Origin of the sequence: Mesorhizobium sp. M0062, assembly GCF_040323125.1 — a bacterium.
Lineage (GTDB): Bacteria > Pseudomonadota > Alphaproteobacteria > Rhizobiales > Rhizobiaceae > Mesorhizobium.
Genome location: NZ_JAMYUO010000023.1, coordinates 1 through 17,501 on the forward strand (window position 1 = coordinate 1; position 17,501 = coordinate 17,501).

Genomic DNA, 17,501 nt, shown 5'->3' on the forward strand with positions numbered 1-17,501 from the left:
GATGGTGCGGGACGGTTCGTCAGCGCGATCCTGCGACCGGCCAAGCGGCCGAGTGGGGCTGAGATCCGCCCCCACCTGCGCCGTCCGGTGCGGGCGATCCAGATCAACTGGCCGAACATTCGAATCCTGCTCCGCGGCGATAGCCCTTATTGCAACCCGCAGGTCATCGACTGGTGCCGCGCCAACGACGTCGACTTCATCTTTGGCCTCGCGCCCACCCCGACCCTGCGCAAGCATGTCGCGGATCTGGAGGCCAGCACGACCGCGCGCTTCGAAGCGTCGGCCAAGACAGGCAAGGTCCGCAGGTTCAAGAAGTTCGTTGACGGCGCCGCTAGTTGGAGCCGCGTCGAGCGCATCATCGCGCGGGTCGAGGTCGGCGCCCACGGTGGCGATATCCGCTTCGTCCCCCGCCTGCCATCACGCCGGAGCAATCCCGGCGCCTGACGAGGCGCGTGGAAAAGCACCGCAACGGCGACCACAGCGTCGCTTCAGGCCGTCAAAAGCTTATCGCCGTGCATCAAGGCGGCTAGATGGCAACGAGGCTTATGCCGCCCGAGCATCGCAGCTAAGTATGCATGAGGGGTCGTCCCTTCAAAATACTTGATACATTTGCGCTTGCGTAGCTCCTTGCATGCGCTCGATGCCAGGAGGAGACCTCTGTTCTAAACGCTCGCATCGATGCAACGCCGTTGACACCATCATCGCGGCGACCGCTTTGCCGCGGCCGCCGCAGCCCTTTTCGAGCATGACGATCATGCCGGCGCCATCGCAGTGATGCACTTGCAAATTCAGAGATGCACTCTGCCCAAATGCTAGGTGCCCAGCATATGTCCGGCATCCCGCAACGCCGCTACGAAGAGACGGGCATTGCCGTTGGCATCCATCTTGGCCTGCATCGACAGGGGCATCCTGTGCCAGCTCTCCAAGGCCGCAATGTAATGTGAGAACATACCGTTAACGATGCAATAGTGGGTAACTAGGCCGTGTCCGTCTAACGCCAGCACGCCGAATTGGCCGCCGTGGTATCGGATGGCTGCGACCCGCTGGACCTGCGCGTCACCGTCGATCCGCACGTTGAAAAGCAGGCTGCCGCGGCTCCTGGTGGCTATTTCGGCGGCTTTTTCAGCGAAGCTCAACGAGAGCGAGCGGACGCTTTCGACTGCCATCTGTAAAACCATCAAGTTCAGTTCATCCACTGCCATAAGGTACCTGTGCGCAAGACATGGGTGATTGCAATCGACCACACCGCTTGTTCACAGATGTCGGCTCACGACGGTTATTCAGGGTTCGCCGGTTATCCCTTAAGGGCGTGCTCATCAAAATGATCCTGACGTGGAATGCGCTGCATCTACGAAGCGCGAGGAGCAGGCCAGCCAAAGCTGTCGCGACAATTGATCTCATAATCCACCCCGATATCTGGATTTCGGCATCGCTGAACATCCCTGGTAAGTGAGCTGTTTGCGGCAAGCCCATCTCGGCTTTGTACTCCGAAACCGTTGCAATGGCGTCGCTCGGCGCTCGGGACCGACAGGCTCTGCTCGTCGAGAACTTTGTCCCCGAGAAGCGTTCGACTTTGAGCATTCCGCTGAAGCGTGACGTCTCGCCAGTCCGTGTCCTTGCAGCTCACCGCGAAGGCTTTTTGCGCATCGCACGCAAGCGCACGAATTGGTCTCCGTTCACTTCACAAAATGGTTTTCCTGAAGTACTGGAGCGCAGAGAAATCTCCGGTCGCAGCCTACCCGGTTAAAACAAGGACCCAACGATGAAGACTCTCGTCGTCTGCTCCGGCGGATTGGATTCCGTTACTCTTGCCCACAAGGTGGCAGCGGAGCACCAGCTGACCGGCCTGCTATCGTTCGATTACGGCCAACGGCATAGGAAGGAATTGGGCTTCGCCACCCTTTGCGCGGAGCGCCTGAGTGTCCCGCAGCGAATCATCGATATCCACGAGATCGGCGGCGACCTTTCCGGCTCCGCGCTGACCGACAATGTGGACGTGCCCGACGGGCACTATGCCGAAGACACGATGAAGATAACGGTGGTGCCCAACCGGAACGCCATCATGTTGGCCATTGCCTTCGGCCTCGCCGCAGCGCAAGACGCTGACGCAGTGGCGACGGCCGTGCATGGTGGGGATCACGTTGTCTATCCCGATTGCCGTCCGGCCTTCATCGACGCTTTCCAGATGATGCAGGACCACGCGCTCGACGGCTACGCGCAGATTCGCCTTTATGCACCCTATGTGAACCTGACGAAGGCGGACATTGTTACGGATGGAGCCACATACGGCACGCCGTTTGCGCAGACCTGGTCCTGTTACAAGGGCGCCGAGCGTCATTGCGGGAGGTGCGGGACCTGCGTCGAGCGGCGTGAGGCGTTTCACATCGCTGGGCACCCGGACCCAACCGAGTATGAGGACTCCGACTTCTGGCTCGGAGCGCTGCGAAGGACCACCGCGTAATGTTCCGCATCACCAAGGAATTCCACTTCTCAGCCTCGCATCAGCTCACCTCATTGCCACCCGATCACCAATGCGCGCGCCTGCACGGACATAACTACATCGTCGAAGTGGAGCTTTCAGCGGATGGACTGGACGATCACGGCTTCGTGCGCGACTACCACGACTTGGCGCCATTCAAACGCTACATCGACGAGAGCTTCGACCACCGGCATCTCAACGACGTGCTGGGACACGAGCAAGTCACGGCGGAATATCTGGCCAGACATTTCTACGACTGGTGCAAGGCACGCCTGAGCGAAACCGCGGCCGTGCGGGTGAGCGAAACGCCGAAAACCTGGGCGGAATACCGGCCATGACGAATACTCATCCCGCAATCCGCGTTAGCGAGATTTTCGGGCCGACGATCCAGGGCGAGGGCGTGCTCATAGGTTTGCCGACGATCTTCGTCAGAACCGGCGGGTGTGACTATCGCTGTTCCTGGTGCGACAGCCTCCATGCTGTGGACAATCAATTCCGCCATGAATGGGAGATGATGTCCGTTGGGGCGGTGTGGGAAAATGTGCTTGCCCTTTCCGGTGGCCGCCCGCTGATGGTGTCGCTATCAGGCGGCAATCCGGCCATCCAGCCGCTCGGCGCGCTCATCGACCGGGGCCATGGTGACGGTTACCGTTTTGCGCTGGAAACCCAAGGGTCGCTTGCCAGGGACTGGTTTGCGCAGCTTGACGTGCTGATCCTCAGCCCAAAGCCGCCGTCAAGCCGAATGACGACAGATTGGGCCGCTGTCGAGGCGTGCCTCCAGGCGGCACAAGGCAAGCCCCAAGTCGTGCTCAAGCTCATTGTTTTCGACGAAAGGGACTACACCTACGCGAAAGACGCCGCTGCGCAATTTCCGCAACTTCCGATCTATCTGCAGCCCGGCAATCACACGCCGCCACACCCCACAAATGATGACGCGCCTGTCGACCTTGACGGAATATTGAAGCGCATGGAGTGGCTGGTTGACAGCGTGACCCGCGACAGATGGTTCGAGGCCCGCGTGCTGCCGCAGCTGCACGTTGTGCTCTGGGGTAACAAGAGAGCCGTCTAGCCCAGGCCCTTTCCACTGGAACTGCGCCGGCAGAATTCGGGTGAACGGGTGGTTCAGGTCGAAGGGAGCTGTCGCCGACAACCATGATCCGACAGGCAGGGCTCGAGCGGACGATATCGTCGCTGCGCCAAGACGCGTCTGGTCCGCTCAGAATCTTGTCTCGATAGACGGTCGCCGATCAACAAACGTACCGCGGTCCATGATCGACTGAGAGGCATGACCGTTCCTCTGAGTGCTCAGACTGCCGCCGAGTGCCTGGCCGTTCCAGCTTCGAAATATTTGTCGAACCTGGCCGCGATGCTTCGGACGAAAGGGCGACTTTCAGCCGGCACAACGAATCTGTCGCCATCAAGTTCAAGCAATCGAACCGGATCGTGGAGGGCCATGGAACTTGACTGAAGGAGGAGCCTCTGGCCGGCCTCGCCGAAGCGTTCCACCAGATCGATGGCCGAGAAGGCGAAGTCGCACATCAAACGTTCGATGATCCAGCCGCGAACGCGGTCGTCGTTGGAAAGTGCGATACCCCGAACAGCGGCCAGCCCACCGTCATCAACCATGCGTCTATATTCGCTGGTTGAAGGCATGTTCTGCGCATAGCCTTGCCGAAACTGGCTAATGGATGACGGGCCGAGCCCGATCAAGATTTCGCAGCAATCGTCCGTGTAGCCCTGAAAGTTCCGGTGCAAAGTCCCGGTGTGTGCCGCAATCGCCAGCGCATCGCCCGGTTTGGCGAAATGGTCGAGCCCGATTGCCTCATATCCATTGTCTACAATCGCCTGTGCAGCCAGTTGCGACTGGGCAAAGCGCTCCGCGGGACCCGGCAACCAGGCCTCGTCGATCATCGTCTGATGTTTCTTGAACCACGGTACATGCGCGTAGCCAAACAGTGCGATCCGATCCGGTTCCAGGGTCAGTGCCTGCGTGACCGTAGAAGCGACGCTTTCCCTGGTCTGGTGCGGCAGACCGTAGAGCAGGTCCAGATTGACGGATTCGACGCCGCGCGAACGAACGCCGTCGACGACCGTCTTGGTCTGCAGGAAGCTCTGTTCGCGGTTGATCGCCTTTTGCACCTTCGGATCGAAATCCTGGACGCCGAGGCTCGCACGGGTCATGCCGATTTCGGCAAGCGCATCGAGGCGGGCATCGTCCATATCGTTGGGTTCGATTTCAACGCTGATCGTGGCGCCGGGAAGAAAGCCGAAGCTGTTGCGCAGGGCGGTTCCCAGCGCCACCATATCTTCGGGCTTGAGCATCGTCGGCGAACCACCGCCGAAATGGACGGCACGCACACGACCTTTGCCTCCAACAAGACTGGCGACGGTGGCGATCTCGGCATGCAGTGAGCGCAGATATGTGGTCACCGGTTCGTAATGGCGTGTCTGCTTGGTATGGCAGGCACAGAACCAGCAAAGCTTGTCGCAGTATGGGATGTGCAGATAGAGCGAGATTTCGTCGCCCTCGTCGAGCCCCTGTAGCCAGCCACGACAAACGGTAGCGTCAACGCTTGCATTGAAATGCGGCGCGGTCGGGTAGCTCGTGTATCGCGGGACGTTCTCGCCAAATCTGGCAACTAGCTTTTGTCGCATGTCGTGGTCCACCGTGTTTGCGTCGCCCGAACTGTGGATGCTTGGATGAGCCTAAGCCCTGATTTCGATCAACCTTCAGCACGGACAAACTGCCGCAAGGATTTTTCTACCGTGGATGCTATCCTGCCCGCACGGACCGGTAGAGCGATCGAATGACATTACGGCAGGATATTCACAGTTCCGGCATCCCCGTTCTTTGCCTGTCTTGCGAGGCACGGCGCCGCGGTGTCTGTGGCGCGCTAGAGCCAGACCATTTGGCTCAGCTCGCCAAGACGTCGTCGCGGCACAATATCGAGCCGGGGGTCGAACTGATCGGCGACGCCGAGGCGGTCGACTGTTATTCGAACGTGCTTTCAGGCGTGGTGAAGCTCACGAAGAGCCTGTCAGATGGACGCCAACAGATTGTCGGCCTGCATTTCGCCCCGGATTTTCTGGGTCGGCCCTTCAAGATGAAAAGTGCGATCAATGCGGAAGCGGCAACAGCTGTCTCGCTATGCTCGTTTCCCAGAGCGGCCATCGAACGGATGATGAAGCAGTCACCCGAATTTGTGCATCGCCTGCTCAAGCAGGCGCTGAACGAACTTGACGAGGCACGCGAATGGATGGTGACTCTGGGGCGCAAGACCGCACCAGAGAAGGTGGCGAGCTTTCTCCTCATGATTGCCCGGAACATCGACTCCAATGTTGACCCGACGGCTAGCTCGACGTGCTTCGAGCTGCCGATGACGCGTGCCGACATTTCTGATTTCCTTGGAATCACAAACGAGACCGTGAGCCGTCAGCTGACCAGCCTGAGAATGGACGGCGTGATTCGGATCGAGAACAACCGCCGCGTCACCGTGGACAGCATGAGCCGGCTGGAACGGCGCTGCGGCGGCCGAGGCGCTACAGCCGTTTGAATGACGCAGAAGCTGCATGGCCCCCGTCACTTACTTCATCCGGGGCAGGGCATGCTCGCGTTGGGCTCAGAAGAAGTCGCGTAGCGACAGCCCGTTCTCCATCCGATCGTATGCGCCAGTTGCCTTTCGGCTCGTCGGCGAAGCATCCACACTTGGCCGAAGTCAATACGCCTCATCCGCAGGGGAAAATCGCCGTCTCCCCAAGCCACGAATGTCACGACGGCAGCGTAACGCTGGCGCTGGCTGTTCCAAGGCATTGAACGCGGGGTTCGGTAAGGCGTCGACCTGCTTTCCAGCGTCGCAGAAGGTGCGCTCCCCCACACGCCCGCGGTCGCCTCCGCACCCGGGGCCCGACCGGGGACGCCAGGTCCCATCCATAAACGAGCGGCCGGTGGTGCGCTTCCACATTCGATTGTCGCAGTCTGATCGCACCGAACTCGATGCTGCTCGAGCAAAATGGTGCGGCTCTGACATGGATCAGGGCGAGCAGGCGACGGCTGCGCAATAAGACACCGCGGTTTGGCATCCGCCGGAATTGGAAATCGGGGCTTGCGATGAAATTCGGCAAAGAAATCGTGCTTCTAAGCCTGTTCGCATTCGCGGCTTTGGTGGCGGCTGGCGCTGGGGTGGATGAACCCTTTCGCCAGCATATGTGGGTCTTGTTCTTCGCCTTGGCTGGCTTCACTGCGATCCTACTGCGCAACACTGAGTTCAAGCCTGCCGCTCCGATCGACCCGTCCGCTTACATGGACGGGCCAATCCGCTACGGCGCCATCGCCACCATGTTCTGGGGTGTGGTTGGCATGCTGGTCGGGGTGGTCATCGCGCTGCAGCTTGCCTATCCCGATCTCAACATCCAGCCCTGGTTCAACTTCGGCCGCTTGCGGCCTCTGCACACCTCGGGCGTCGTCTTCGCCTTTGGCGGCAACGCGTTGCTTTGCACGTCTCTCTATGTCGTCCAACGCACCTGCCGCGCTCGGCTGTTCGGTGGCGATCTCGCCTGGTTCGTGTTCTGGGGCTACCAGCTCTTCATCGTCATGGCCGCGACCGGTTATCTGCTCGGCATCACCGAGAGCCGCGAATATGCGGAACCCGAATGGTATGCCGACATCTGGCTGACCATCGTCTGGGTCGCCTACCTGATCCTGTTTCTGGGCACCATCCTGAAGCGTAAGGAACCGCACATCTACGTCGCCAACTGGTTCTACCTTTCCTTCATCGTGACCATCGCGATGCTGCATGTGATCAACAACCTCTCGATGCCGGCCTCCTTCCTCGGATCCAAGAGCTATTCCGCATTTTCCGGAGTCCAGGACGCCCTGACGCAGTGGTGGTACGGCCACAATGCGGTCGGGTTCTTCCTCACCGCCGGCTTCCTCGGCATGATGTACTATTTCGTGCCCAAGCAGGCCAACCGGCCGGTCTATTCCTACCGCCTCTCGATCGTCCATTTCTGGGCAATCATCTTCCTCTACATCTGGGCCGGGCCGCATCACCTGCACTACACCGCCCTGCCCGACTGGGCGCAGACGCTTGGCATGGTGTTCTCGATCATGCTGTGGATGCCGTCATGGGGCGGCATGATCAACGGCCTGATGACGCTGTCGGGCGCGTGGGACAAGCTGCGCACCGATCCGATCATCCGCATGATGGTGATGGCCATTGCCTTCTACGGCATGTCGACCTTCGAGGGCCCGATGATGTCGATCAAGACGGTCAATTCTCTGTCGCACTATACCGACTGGACCATTGGCCACGTCCATTCCGGCGCACTCGGCTGGGTCGGCATGATCTCGTTTGGCGCAATCTACTTCATGGTGCCGAGACTCTGGAACCGTGAACGCCTCTATTCGCTCAGGCTCGTCACCTGGCATTTCTGGCTGGCGACGCTCGGCATCGTCCTCTACGCCGCGGTGATGTGGGTGTCCGGCATCATGCAGGGCCTGATGTGGCGCGAATACGACGAACAGGGCTTCCTGGTCTACTCCTTCGCCGAAACCGTGGCCGCTATGCACCCTTATTACATCATGCGCGCCATCGGTGGAGCCATGTACCTCTCCGGCACCCTGATCATGGCCTGGAACATCGCCATGACCATCCTCGGCTACCGGCGCGAGCAGGATCCGATGCCGCGCTCCACCCCCGCCCTCCAGCTTGCGCGATGATGAGACAGAAAATGAGGTTGATGAACAGACACGCGGTCATCGAGAAGAACGCTACACTTCTCCTCCTCGGGTCGCTGCTGGTCGTGACAATCGGCGGCATCGTCGAGATCGCGCCGCTCTTCTATCTCGATAATACGATCGAGAAGGTGGAAGGCATGCGGCCTTACTCGCCGCTCGAACTTGCTGGTCGAAACATCTATGTCCGCGAGGGCTGCTACCTCTGCCACAGCCAGATGATCAGGCCGTTCCGTGACGAGGTCGAGCGCTACGGCCACTACAGCCTGGCGGCCGAGTCGATATACGACCACCCCTTCCAGTGGGGATCGAAGCGCACCGGACCGGATCTCGCCCGCGTTGGCGACCGCTATTCCAACCTGTGGCACGTGGATCACCTGACAGATCCACGGTCCGTGGTGCCGGAATCGATCATGCCGAGCTATGCCTTCCTGAAGGACAAGCCGATCGCGGTGAAGGACTTCTCGACGCATCTGGTCGCCAACAGGCGCGTCGGCGTCCCCTACTCCGACGACATGATCGCCAACGCCAATGCCGATTTGATGGCGCAGGCTGATCCCAACGCCGACACATCCGGCCTCGAGGCCCGCTACCCCAAGGCCAAGATCGGCGACTTCGACCGCAACCCGCAGCAAGTCACCGAAATGGACGCGCTGGTTTCTTATCTCCAGATGCTGGGCACGCTGGTCGATTTCAAGAACTACGATGAGACCGCCGGCTACCGCTGAGGACAATGGCCATGACGTACAATTTCATGCGGGAGTTTGCCGACAGCTGGGGCCTACTTGCCATGGCTCTTTTCTTCATCGGATCTGTTGCCTTTGCAGTTCGTCCCGGAAGCCGCAGGCAAGCCGGCGAAGCAGCTCAAATTCCTCTGAAGGAGGACTGATCATGAGCAGCGATCACATCGACGAGGTTTCCGGCATCTCAACCACCGGTCATGAGTGGGACGGCATCCGGGAGCTCAACAACCCGCTTCCGCGCTGGTGGATCTGGACGTTCTACATCACCATAGTCTGGGCGATCGGCTACACCATCGCCTATCCGGCATGGCCTCTGCTGCACACGGCAACCAAGGGGGTGCTCGGCTACTCCAGCCGCAACGATGTCGGGAACGAGTTGTCCGCGGCTGAAGCGGCCAAGGGCAAATATGTCGCCGCGATAGAAGTGAAAAGTGTTTCGGAGATCGCGGCGGACGACACGCTGCGCGAATTCGCCGTCGCCGCCGGCGGTGCCGCGTTCAAGCTCAATTGCGTGCAGTGCCATGGTTCCGGCGCCCAGGGCTCCAAGGGCTTCCCCAACCTTAACGACGACGACTGGCTGTGGGGCGGCAAGGCGGACCAGATTCAGCAGACGATCACCCATGGCATTCGCTTCGCCTCCGATCCGGATACGCGCCTGTCGGAAATGCCCGCCTTTGCCGACATCATCACCGCCGACCAGATCAAACAGGTCAGCGCCTACGTCGCCAGTCTGTCGGGGGCCGTCGTCAATCAAGCATTGGTCGCGCCGGGCGCAAAGGTCTTTGCCGAAAACTGCGTGGCCTGTCATGGCGACAATGCAAAAGGCAACAAGGAACTCGGCGCTCCAGATCTGACCGACGCCATCTGGCTCTACGGGTCAGGCGAAGCGGCCATCGCCGCCCAGGTAACCGCACCGAAACACGGCGTGATGCCGGCTTGGGGCGCGCGCCTCGGCGAGATCAAGGTCAAGGAACTGGCGGTCTACATCCATTCGCTTGGCGGCGGAGAATAGGAAAGCAGCCTATTCTCGTCCTCCCCCTCCCGCCAAGCGACGAGGCCCGGCGCAAGCCGGGCCTCGGCATCATCCAGAACCGATGAGTCGGCTTCCGGCGAAATCGTCGCTGGTGACTGGAGCTTCTCGTGCTCGATAACACGCAAATAGAACGGATCGAACCCACTTTCAACTCCGCCAAGGTGCGCCAGCCAATGTATGCCGCGCGCAGGAAGATCTTCCCGAAGCGGGCCTCTGGCAGCTTTCGCCGATTCAAATGGATCGTGATGGCGATCACGCTCGGCATCTACTATCTCACGCCGTGGCTGCGCTGGGACCGCGGTCCGTTTGCCCCCGACCAGGCGGTGCTGCTCGATGTCGCCAACCGGCGCTTCTATTTCTTCTTCATCGAGATATGGCCCCAGGAATTCTACTATGTCGCCGGCCTTCTGGTCATGGCCGGCGTCGGTCTTTTCCTGATCACGTCAACCGTCGGCCGTGCATGGTGTGGCTACACATGCCCACAGACCGTATGGGTCGATCTGTTCCTGGTCGTCGAGCGCGCGATCGAGGGCGACCGCAACGCGCGCATGCGGCTCGATGCCGGTCCATGGACCACTCGTAAGCTTGCGCTGCGGGCATCGAAACACGTCATCTGGCTGGTCATAGCCGCAGCGACTGGTGGCGCATGGATCTTCTATTTCGCCGATGCGCCGACGCTGGTCGGCGAACTCTTCACCGGCACGGCAGCGCCTGTCGCCTACATCACCGTCGCGGTTCTGACGGCGACGACCTACACGTTTGGCGGGCTAATGCGCGAACAGGTCTGCACCTATATGTGCCCTTGGCCGCGCATCCAGGCAGCCATGCTCGACGAGAGCTCGCTCACCGTCACCTACAATGACTGGCGCGGCGAACCGCGCACCCGTCACGCAAAGAAGGTTCTTGCCGCAGGGCATCCCGTCGGCGATTGCGTCGACTGCAATGCCTGTGTCGCCGTCTGTCCGATGGGGATCGACATACGCGACGGTCAGCAACTCGAATGCATCACCTGCGCGCTCTGCATCGATGCCTGCGACGGCGTCATGGATAAACTCGGCAAGGAGCGAGGACTGATCTCCTACGCGACGCTCTCCGACTACAACGCCAACATGATGCTGGCCACCGCCGGCGGCGCCAGCTCGGTCGATCCGTCGCTGGTCAGGACGGATGACGGCCTGTTTTCGGACAGGGTGGCGCATTTCCATATCCGCAAGATCTTTCGGCCGCGCACTTACGTTTACATGGCTATGTGGTCGATGATCGGCCTGGGCCTGCTCTTTTCGCTGCTGACCCGCGACCGGCTCGAGATCAATGTCCTGCGCGACCGCAACCCGCAATTCGTGACGCTCTCCGACGGCTCGATCCGCAATGGCTATACCGTCAAGCTGCTGAACATGATCCCCGAACCGAGAACGATTATCATCACCCTCGGGGGTTTGCCAGGCGCAGAGATGAGCATCGTTGGCGTCGACCTCCCCGCCGATCGCTCCTTTGCGGTCCAGGTCGAACCCGACCGGCTGAAGATGCTGAAGGTTTTCGTGCGCCTGCCCGCCGATCAGATTAATCGCCAGGCGCAGACCTTCACATTCCGCGTCGAAGACAAGGTCAGCTTCGAGTCCAACGAATACACCGCCACCTTCAATGCGCCGGAGATCGCCAGATGACCGCCACCACGCGAAAACCCCGCGAATTCACCGGCAGGCACATGTTGGCCACCATCCTTGCCTTTTTCGGCGTGGTCATCGCGGTCAATCTGACGATGGCGACGCTTGCCAACACAAGCTGGACCGGCCTTGTCGTCGAAAATACCTATGTCGCGAGCCAGCAATTCAACAAGAAGGCTGAAGAAGGCCGTGCGCAGGCAGCGCTTGGCTGGACCGGCCAGTTGACCATCGCATGGGGTGAAGTCCGCTATGGCATCATCGACGCCGCGGGCAAACCGGTTTCCCTGCATGGCGTGAAGGTGCTGTTTCGCCATCCCGCTTACGAGAAAGAGGATGAGTCCGTCACGCTCGCCCTGGTCTCTGGCCAGGAGTTTGCTGCACAACACGTGCCAAGGGATGGTGTCTGGATCATCGAAATAGACGCCGATGCCGGCCTGGCAAAGCCTTATCGCGACGTGCGCAGGATCATGATTTCCAATGGAGCGCTAAAATGAGCTGTTGTGCACCGGGCGCTGAAATAGCGCTGGATCTGGCCAGCGGCACCTCGGTCCTGCCCTCCAGCCAGGAAATCAGGCTGGCGAGCCGATCGCTTGGCGACGACCTTCATCAGTCCGACCTTTCGGTGCCGACCGTTCATTGCGGCGCCTGCATCCAGACGATCGAGACGGCCTTGGGAAAACTCGATCACGTCGAGGCAGCTCGCGTCAACCTGTCAACCAAGCGGGTCTCAGTCCGCTGGCGCGGCGACGAGGCTCCACCATTGGTCGCTGTGCTCGGCCGGCTCGGCTATCAGGCGCATTTGTTCGAAGCCGAGATTGATGCAAAGGACAAGATGCTTTCGGAGCTTATCCGCGCCGTCGCTATTGCCGGCTTTGCTGCGGGCAACATCATGCTGCTCTCGGTGTCGGTCTGGTCCGGCGCCGAGGGCGCCACCCGCGACCTGTTCCACTGGGTCTCGGCCCTGATCGCCATTCCTGCGCTGGCCTTGGCCGGCGGCATCTTCTTCAAGTCGGCGTGGAATGCGTTGCGCCACGGCCGCATGAACATGGACGTGCCGATCGCCGTCGGCGTGTCGCTGGCCTACGCCATGAGCCTCTATGAGACGATCACCCACGGCGACCACGCCTATTTCGACGCGTCGGTATCGCTGCTGTTCTTCCTCCTGATTGGTCGCACGCTCGATCACGTGATGCGGGAACGCGCCCGCACCGCTGTGAAGAGCCTGTCACAATTGGCCGCGCGCGGCGCCATGGTGCTGCGCGGCGATGGCGCTCGGGGCTATCTGCCGGTGGCCGAGATCGAACCGGGCATGCTGTTGTTGATCGCCGCCGGCGAAAGAATCCCTGTCGATGGCAAAATTGTGCGCGGGACATCGGACGTCGACTGCTCCCTGGTCTCCGGCGAGAGCACGCCCAGTAGCGTGGCGCCGGAAGACACCGTGCAGGCCGGCGTCCTCAACCTTACCGGTCCGCTGACGGTAGAGGCCACAGCCGCCGCGAAGGATTCGTTCCTGGCGGAAATGGTTCGGCTGATGGAGGCCGCCGAAGGTGGTCGCGCCCGCTATCGCCGTATCGCCGACCGCGTGTCGGCACTCTACGCGCCCGTGGTTCATCTCACCGCATTGGTAACATTCACGGGCTGGATGGCGGCGACCGGCGACTGGCATCGGGCGATGACGATTGCCATCGCTGTTCTCATCATCACATGCCCCTGCGCGCTTGGCCTCGCCGTCCCAATCGTTCAGGTGGTCGCCGCGCGGCGCCTGTTTGAGAATGGCATCATGGTCAAGGACGGCTCGGCCATGGAGCGCCTGGCAGCGATCGATACAGCCGTGTTCGACAAGACCGGCACGCTCACGCTTGGCCAGCCCAGGCTCGTCAACACGTCGTCGATCGATCCCGCCATGCTGGCAATCGCTGCCGACCTGGCCGCGCATTCGCGTCATCCATATTCAAAGGCCATTGCCGGCTTTGCCGTCAGCAGCAGCCAGCACAAATTCGACGCGGTGACCGAGCACCCGGGTTTCGGGATCGAAGCCACCGCCGCCGGTATCACCTGGCGGCTGGGTCGACGCGGATGGGCTGGCTGGAAGGCGCGAACCGGCGGCGAAGGCAAACATGGCTACGGCGGAACAGTGCTGACGAAAAACGGCATGATTGTCGCATCCTTCGTTTTCGAAGATGCGCTACGCCTCGACACCAGGGCAGCGATCGATCAACTGCGCAACGCTGGTATGTGCGTGGAAATGCTGTCGGGCGATACCGCGAAAGCCTGCGCCGAGATTGCGGACGTGCTCGGTGTCGATGACTTCGTTCCCTGCCTGCTCCCGTCCGGCAAGGTTGAACGCATCGAGAGTCTGGCGAGAGACGGGCACAAGGTTCTGATGGTTGGCGACGGGCTCAACGACACACCGGCGCTGAGCGCGGCCCATGTCTCGATCGCACCGGCCACCGCCGCCGACATTGGCCGCAATGCAGCCGACTTCGTTTTCCTGCGCGAAAGCCTCATGGCGGTTCCGCTGGCGCTGGACGTTTCGCGCAACGCGGGAAACCTGATCCGCCAGAACATCGCGATCGCCATCGTCTACAATGCTGTCGCCGTGCCGATCGCCATTCTGGGTCATGTTACGCCTCTGATCGCGGCGGTCGCGATGTCTGCCTCGTCATTGCTTGTGATTGGAAACGCAATGCGTCTGCAAGGCTTCGCAACGGGTGCGTCGTCCGAAACGGCGCGGCAGGACAGGCCCGCGCGGGCCGGCGCCTTGGCCCGATCCTCATGACGACGCTCGCCTATCTCATTCCGGTGGCGTTGTTCCTTGGCGCACTCGGCCTGTCCGGCTTCCTGTGGGCGTTGAGAAGCGGCCAGTACGATGATCTCGATGGCGCTGCGGAGCGCATTCTAATCGACCGCGACGACGGCGCGGAGAATCCTCCTTGTTCCAAGTGACTCAGATCAACGCGCCGCGGGTCGGGATGTCCTATCGTCGTCCGACGAAAGATCAGGAGGGTGAGGATGCAAGCCGAATCCATAATGACAAAGCCAGTCATCACGACGGATGCGAACGCGACGATCGCGCAAGCGGTCGAGCTCATGCTTTCAAACAAGGTCAGCTGCCTGCCGGTAGCAGACAGCGACGGTGCCCTGATTGGTATTGTAAGCAAAAGCGACTTCTTGCGCCGAGAAGAACTTGGGACCCAGCGTGTGCGTCCGCGCTGGCTGGAGTTTGATCTTGGCCCGGGCACAGTCGCCAATGACTATGCGCGCTCGAACGGACGGATCATCCATCAGGTGATGACCACACCCGTCATCTCGGCGCCTCCTGGCGCCTTGATTGCAGATATTGTCGACCTGATGATGCAACATCGCATCAACAATCTTCCGATTGTCGATCGGGACAGGGTCATCGGCATCATCACGCGAACTGATTTGCTGCTTGTCCTGATCCGCGCCATGCCGAAACAGGGAACCACGCCACCCGATGACGACCTGATCCGCAAGGCTATCCTTGCCGAACTGCAGTCACAAACCTGGAGCGGTGGTGACTTGATCGATGTGAGGGTCAGCGACGGCCTTGTCGAACTGAAGGGGGCGATTGTCGACGAGCGTCAGCGGAAGGCAGCGATCGTTGCGGCTGAGAAGGTTGCCGGCGTCGGGCAAGTCAAGGACGGCCTCCTCCTCAGTACGGATCCGTTCGGTGAAGGTTTCATAGCTGCGGAAAAGGCGGGGACGCGGAGCAGAGTCCCTTTGGTTCTGCTCCCTTCCCACATCACTTGGACATGAGGCCGTCGGCGAGTTCCTTCGGCGTCTAGCGCCCGTCATGGGCGGAGAGTACGCTGTCGGCAGCAAGATGCCCGTCCTGACGGAATGCGATGGCCGCTGCCTGTTTTGGTGGGGCTTGGACCGGCGCTTCCTGTGGATCTGAAGAGCGGCCAATACGAAGATCTCGACGGCTCCGCCCAGCGGATCCTTATCGATCGGGAAGAGCCGCGAGGCTGAACCGGTTGGCGGCGCCCAACGACTGTGCGGATGCTGGTCGTCAGTCGACCGAGTCTTTGCTGGATTGCCTCGTCATGATGATATCGGCGCGCGTGCGAAGAACGGATCAGCCACAATACGTTGCCGAACCTTTGGCCAGTAGGGGCACGCGATTGGGAAGCCGAACATTCAGAATGCCTAGACATGCAAACGTTTTCACGGCAATCGACCACTCGACCGTGAACCCGCCGTTGCCGGGTTATCGAGCCTGCTTGATCCAGATCAGCGTTATCTCTTCGTCGGCGTGGTTTCATTGACCAGGCTTCCAACGGAGAACGCATGTCTATCGACGATGGGGAGATGAGCGGCAAACCGTGGGTGATTGCGATGCTTCAAGAGCGCTTCGTATCGCAGATAGCCGCTATGGCGGCACGCTGATGGCCGGCTCTGTCGACACATTCGACATCATTGTCGTCGGAGCTGGGCCGGTCGGACTTGCCTTCGCAGCATCGCTCGCCCTGAGCCGACTCAAGGTGGCTGTGGTTGAACGGCAGTCGCTCGACAGCCTGGCGAATCCGGCTTTCGACGGTCGCGAGATCGCGCTGACGCACGCATCGGTGAGAATCCTTCGCGAGCTCGGCGCCTGGGACGCCATGCCCGCATCTGACAAATCACCGCTTCATGGCGCGCGCGTGCTCAACGGATCGAGCCCTTTCGCCCTGTGCTTCGATACTCGCAGCGGATCTGGGGAACCACTCGGATTTCTGGTCCCAAATTGTCGGATCCGCGATGCCCTGTTCAAAATTGTCTACTTCCAGGATCATGCCCGGCTGCTGTGCGGCAACTCGGTCGTGAATGCAACAACCAGCGACGACGAGGCGGTCATAACGCTTTCTGATGGCAGGCAATTGGCCGCTCGGCTGCTCGTAGCAGCGGATTCGCGTTTGTCCGCGATGCGCGACCTGCTCGGCATTGGCGCCAACATCCATCCGCTTGGCCACTCCATGCTGATTTGCCGAGTGAGGCACGAGCGCTTCCATCACCAGATCGCGGTCGAATGGTTCGACCACCATCAGACCATAGCGATGTTGCCGCTCATGGAAGGCGTGTCGTCGCTGCTTCTGACTTTGCGCTCAATCGAGGCCGATAGACTGTCTGTTCTCGATGACGAATTGTTCCTCATGGAATTGATGAACCGGTGTCGAGGACGCCTCGGGCAGTTGACCCTGGCAAGCACCCGCCATGCCTATCCGCTGGTCACGACCTGGGCGCACAAGTTCTCGGCACCGAGTGCGGCACTTATAGGAGACGCTGCCATCGGCATGCACCCGGTGACCGCGCATGGCTTCAACATCGGCCTCAGCGGCCAGAAGCAACTCGCTCATAAAATACTGACAGCATGTCGCGCACGCCGCGACATTGCCGATCCCGACATGCTCGGCAGATATGAAAGCCGGCTGCGGCTGTCGGCGGCGCCGCTCTATCATGCCACCAACATGCTTGTCGGTCTTTACTCAAGCGAGCACCCGGCGGCACGGCTTGCAAGACATGCTGGGCTCCGCTTTGCCCAACATCTTCCCTTTGTCCGCCATGGCATTTCGGCCATGCTCAGGCGGTGAATCGCACAGAGCGCTACCGCTCTGGAGCGCTGTCTCGGCGCGGCTTCTTTGTCTTGCTGGCTCGCAGCGTCGCGGCAAGGCTGCTTCCTGGTGACGTTGCCGATCATGGCATGATTCGGATCAAGGCACGCGCGCGGGCGAAACCTTGATGATTCGGCAATGCTAAGCCAAAGGTGTGACCCGAAGCATGGTGAGCGCACTGGTTACCCTCGCTGGGTAGTTAACCCGTCCTTCAGTGGGCTTGCATAGGTTTG

General features: G+C 60.7%; 18 protein-coding genes and 1 pseudogene. 16 read left to right on the plus strand and 3 right to left on the minus strand.

Annotated features, from left to right (window positions below):
* Nucleotides 1–405, plus strand: a pseudogene (locus NKJ64_RS23105) (transposase); the annotation flags it as partial.
* A 186-nt stretch (nucleotides 406–591) separates the two neighbouring features.
* Here the strand turns inward: NKJ64_RS23105 and NKJ64_RS23110 are convergent.
* A complete protein-coding gene (locus tag NKJ64_RS23110; RefSeq protein ID WP_023685557.1) occupies nucleotides 592–756 on the minus strand; it encodes a hypothetical protein in 165 nt (54 codons plus the stop codon).
* 56 nt (nucleotides 757–812) lie between these two features.
* Nucleotides 813–1,202 (minus strand): hypothetical protein, encoded by a 390-nt coding sequence (locus NKJ64_RS23115; protein WP_023673549.1) that lies wholly within the window; start codon nucleotides 1,200–1,202, stop codon nucleotides 813–815.
* Nucleotides 1,203–1,762: 560 nt separating this feature from the next.
* Here NKJ64_RS23115 and queC point away from each other — a divergent pair.
* Genes queC through queE form a run of 3 tightly spaced genes read left to right on the plus strand, consistent with a single transcriptional unit; the run spans nucleotide 1,763 to nucleotide 3,548 of the window.
* Nucleotides 1,763–2,461 (plus strand): 7-cyano-7-deazaguanine synthase QueC, encoded by a 699-nt coding sequence (queC, locus tag NKJ64_RS23120; protein WP_023697800.1) that lies wholly within the window; start codon nucleotides 1,763–1,765, stop codon nucleotides 2,459–2,461.
* On the plus strand, nucleotides 2,461–2,817 hold the full coding sequence (gene queD, locus NKJ64_RS23125; protein ID WP_023673552.1) for a 6-carboxytetrahydropterin synthase QueD: 357 nt from the start codon (nucleotides 2,461–2,463) through the stop codon (nucleotides 2,815–2,817). Before queC ends, queD begins: the two co-directional genes overlap by 1 nt.
* Nucleotides 2,814–3,548, plus strand: a complete 735-nt coding sequence (gene queE, locus NKJ64_RS23130) for a 7-carboxy-7-deazaguanine synthase QueE (RefSeq protein ID WP_023673553.1) — start codon at nucleotides 2,814–2,816, stop codon at nucleotides 3,546–3,548. The genes queD and queE overlap by 4 nt, the downstream gene beginning before the upstream one ends.
* A 236-nt stretch (nucleotides 3,549–3,784) precedes the next feature.
* Here the strand turns inward: queE and hemN are convergent, their stop codons facing one another.
* On the minus strand, nucleotides 3,785–5,134 hold the full coding sequence (gene hemN / locus NKJ64_RS23135) for an oxygen-independent coproporphyrinogen III oxidase (protein ID WP_023697802.1): 1,350 nt from the start codon (nucleotides 5,132–5,134) through the stop codon (nucleotides 3,785–3,787).
* A gap of 152 nt (nucleotides 5,135–5,286) precedes the next feature.
* Between hemN and NKJ64_RS23140 the strand changes: the two genes are divergently transcribed.
* The 12 genes from NKJ64_RS23140 to ubiM all read left to right on the plus strand — a co-directional run bounded on the left by NKJ64_RS23140 (nucleotide 5,287) and on the right by ubiM (nucleotide 17,247).
* Complete coding sequence (locus NKJ64_RS23140) at nucleotides 5,287–6,033, plus strand: Crp/Fnr family transcriptional regulator (RefSeq protein ID WP_031215568.1); 747 nt, start codon at nucleotides 5,287–5,289, stop codon at nucleotides 6,031–6,033.
* Nucleotides 6,034–6,587: 554 nt separating this feature from the next.
* Nucleotides 6,588–8,198, plus strand: coding sequence for a cytochrome-c oxidase, cbb3-type subunit I (ccoN, locus tag NKJ64_RS23145; RefSeq protein ID WP_352463416.1), 1,611 nt, complete (start codon nucleotides 6,588–6,590; stop codon nucleotides 8,196–8,198).
* A gap of 11 nt (nucleotides 8,199–8,209) precedes the next feature.
* Nucleotides 8,210–8,941: a cytochrome-c oxidase, cbb3-type subunit II gene (gene ccoO / locus NKJ64_RS23150; protein ID WP_023818743.1), complete on the plus strand. Its 732-nt coding sequence runs from the start codon at nucleotides 8,210–8,212 to the stop codon at nucleotides 8,939–8,941.
* A gap of 11 nt (nucleotides 8,942–8,952) precedes the next feature.
* On the plus strand, nucleotides 8,953–9,102 hold the full coding sequence (locus NKJ64_RS23155) for a CcoQ/FixQ family Cbb3-type cytochrome c oxidase assembly chaperone (protein ID WP_023690689.1): 150 nt from the start codon (nucleotides 8,953–8,955) through the stop codon (nucleotides 9,100–9,102).
* A gap of 2 nt (nucleotides 9,103–9,104) precedes the next feature.
* Entirely contained in the window at nucleotides 9,105–9,968 is an 864-nt protein-coding gene (gene ccoP, locus NKJ64_RS23160; protein WP_352463417.1) for a cytochrome-c oxidase, cbb3-type subunit III, read from the plus strand.
* A 128-nt stretch (nucleotides 9,969–10,096) separates the two neighbouring features.
* Nucleotides 10,097–11,653, plus strand: a complete 1,557-nt coding sequence (gene ccoG, locus NKJ64_RS23165) for a cytochrome c oxidase accessory protein CcoG (protein ID WP_352463418.1) — start codon at nucleotides 10,097–10,099, stop codon at nucleotides 11,651–11,653.
* On the plus strand, nucleotides 11,650–12,147 hold the full coding sequence (locus NKJ64_RS23170) for a FixH family protein (protein ID WP_352463419.1): 498 nt from the start codon (nucleotides 11,650–11,652) through the stop codon (nucleotides 12,145–12,147). Before ccoG ends, NKJ64_RS23170 begins: the two co-directional genes overlap by 4 nt.
* Entirely contained in the window at nucleotides 12,144–14,432 is a 2,289-nt protein-coding gene (locus NKJ64_RS23175; RefSeq protein ID WP_352463420.1) for a cation-translocating P-type ATPase, read from the plus strand. Before NKJ64_RS23170 ends, NKJ64_RS23175 begins: the two co-directional genes overlap by 4 nt.
* Entirely contained in the window at nucleotides 14,429–14,599 is a 171-nt protein-coding gene (gene ccoS, locus NKJ64_RS23180) for a cbb3-type cytochrome oxidase assembly protein CcoS (RefSeq protein WP_023818738.1), read from the plus strand. The genes NKJ64_RS23175 and ccoS (NKJ64_RS23180) overlap by 4 nt, the downstream gene beginning before the upstream one ends.
* 66 nt (nucleotides 14,600–14,665) lie before the next feature.
* Nucleotides 14,666–15,433, plus strand: coding sequence for a CBS domain-containing protein (locus tag NKJ64_RS23185; protein WP_352463421.1), 768 nt, complete (start codon nucleotides 14,666–14,668; stop codon nucleotides 15,431–15,433).
* An 84-nt stretch (nucleotides 15,434–15,517) separates the two neighbouring features.
* Nucleotides 15,518–15,649, plus strand: coding sequence for a cbb3-type cytochrome oxidase assembly protein CcoS (ccoS, locus tag NKJ64_RS23190; protein ID WP_081740647.1), 132 nt, complete (start codon nucleotides 15,518–15,520; stop codon nucleotides 15,647–15,649).
* A 416-nt stretch (nucleotides 15,650–16,065) separates the two neighbouring features.
* A complete protein-coding gene (gene ubiM / locus NKJ64_RS23195; protein WP_352463422.1) occupies nucleotides 16,066–17,247 on the plus strand; it encodes a 5-demethoxyubiquinol-8 5-hydroxylase UbiM in 1,182 nt (393 codons plus the stop codon).
* The last annotated feature ends 254 nt before the right edge of the window (nucleotides 17,248–17,501 follow it).

What these genes read in the sequence shown, in the direction of transcription:
- NKJ64_RS23110 (WP_023685557.1), bottom strand. Translation starts at nt 756, where the DNA reads ATGATCGTCATGCTCGAAAAGGGCTGCGGCGGCCGCGGCAAAGCGGTC.
- NKJ64_RS23115 (WP_023673549.1), bottom strand. Translation starts at nt 1,202, where the DNA reads ATGGCAGTGGATGAACTGAACTTGATGGTTTTACAGATGGCAGTCGAA.
- queC (WP_023697800.1), top strand. Translation starts at nt 1,763, where the DNA reads ATGAAGACTCTCGTCGTCTGCTCCGGCGGATTGGATTCCGTTACTCTT.
- queD (WP_023673552.1), top strand. Translation starts at nt 2,461, where the DNA reads ATGTTCCGCATCACCAAGGAATTCCACTTCTCAGCCTCGCATCAGCTC.
- queE (WP_023673553.1), top strand. Translation starts at nt 2,814, where the DNA reads ATGACGAATACTCATCCCGCAATCCGCGTTAGCGAGATTTTCGGGCCG.
- hemN (WP_023697802.1), bottom strand. Translation starts at nt 5,134, where the DNA reads ATGCGACAAAAGCTAGTTGCCAGATTTGGCGAGAACGTCCCGCGATAC.
- NKJ64_RS23140 (WP_031215568.1), top strand. Translation starts at nt 5,287, where the DNA reads ATGACATTACGGCAGGATATTCACAGTTCCGGCATCCCCGTTCTTTGC.
- ccoN (WP_352463416.1), top strand. Translation starts at nt 6,588, where the DNA reads ATGAAATTCGGCAAAGAAATCGTGCTTCTAAGCCTGTTCGCATTCGCG.
- ccoO (WP_023818743.1), top strand. Translation starts at nt 8,210, where the DNA reads ATGAGGTTGATGAACAGACACGCGGTCATCGAGAAGAACGCTACACTT.
- NKJ64_RS23155 (WP_023690689.1), top strand. Translation starts at nt 8,953, where the DNA reads ATGACGTACAATTTCATGCGGGAGTTTGCCGACAGCTGGGGCCTACTT.
- ccoP (WP_352463417.1), top strand. Translation starts at nt 9,105, where the DNA reads ATGAGCAGCGATCACATCGACGAGGTTTCCGGCATCTCAACCACCGGT.
- NKJ64_RS23170 (WP_352463419.1), top strand. Translation starts at nt 11,650, where the DNA reads ATGACCGCCACCACGCGAAAACCCCGCGAATTCACCGGCAGGCACATG.
- NKJ64_RS23175 (WP_352463420.1), top strand. Translation starts at nt 12,144, where the DNA reads ATGAGCTGTTGTGCACCGGGCGCTGAAATAGCGCTGGATCTGGCCAGC.
- ccoS (WP_023818738.1), top strand. Translation starts at nt 14,429, where the DNA reads ATGACGACGCTCGCCTATCTCATTCCGGTGGCGTTGTTCCTTGGCGCA.
- NKJ64_RS23185 (WP_352463421.1), top strand. Translation starts at nt 14,666, where the DNA reads ATGCAAGCCGAATCCATAATGACAAAGCCAGTCATCACGACGGATGCG.
- ccoS (WP_081740647.1), top strand. Translation starts at nt 15,518, where the DNA reads ATGCGATGGCCGCTGCCTGTTTTGGTGGGGCTTGGACCGGCGCTTCCT.
- ubiM (WP_352463422.1), top strand. Translation starts at nt 16,066, where the DNA reads ATGGCCGGCTCTGTCGACACATTCGACATCATTGTCGTCGGAGCTGGG.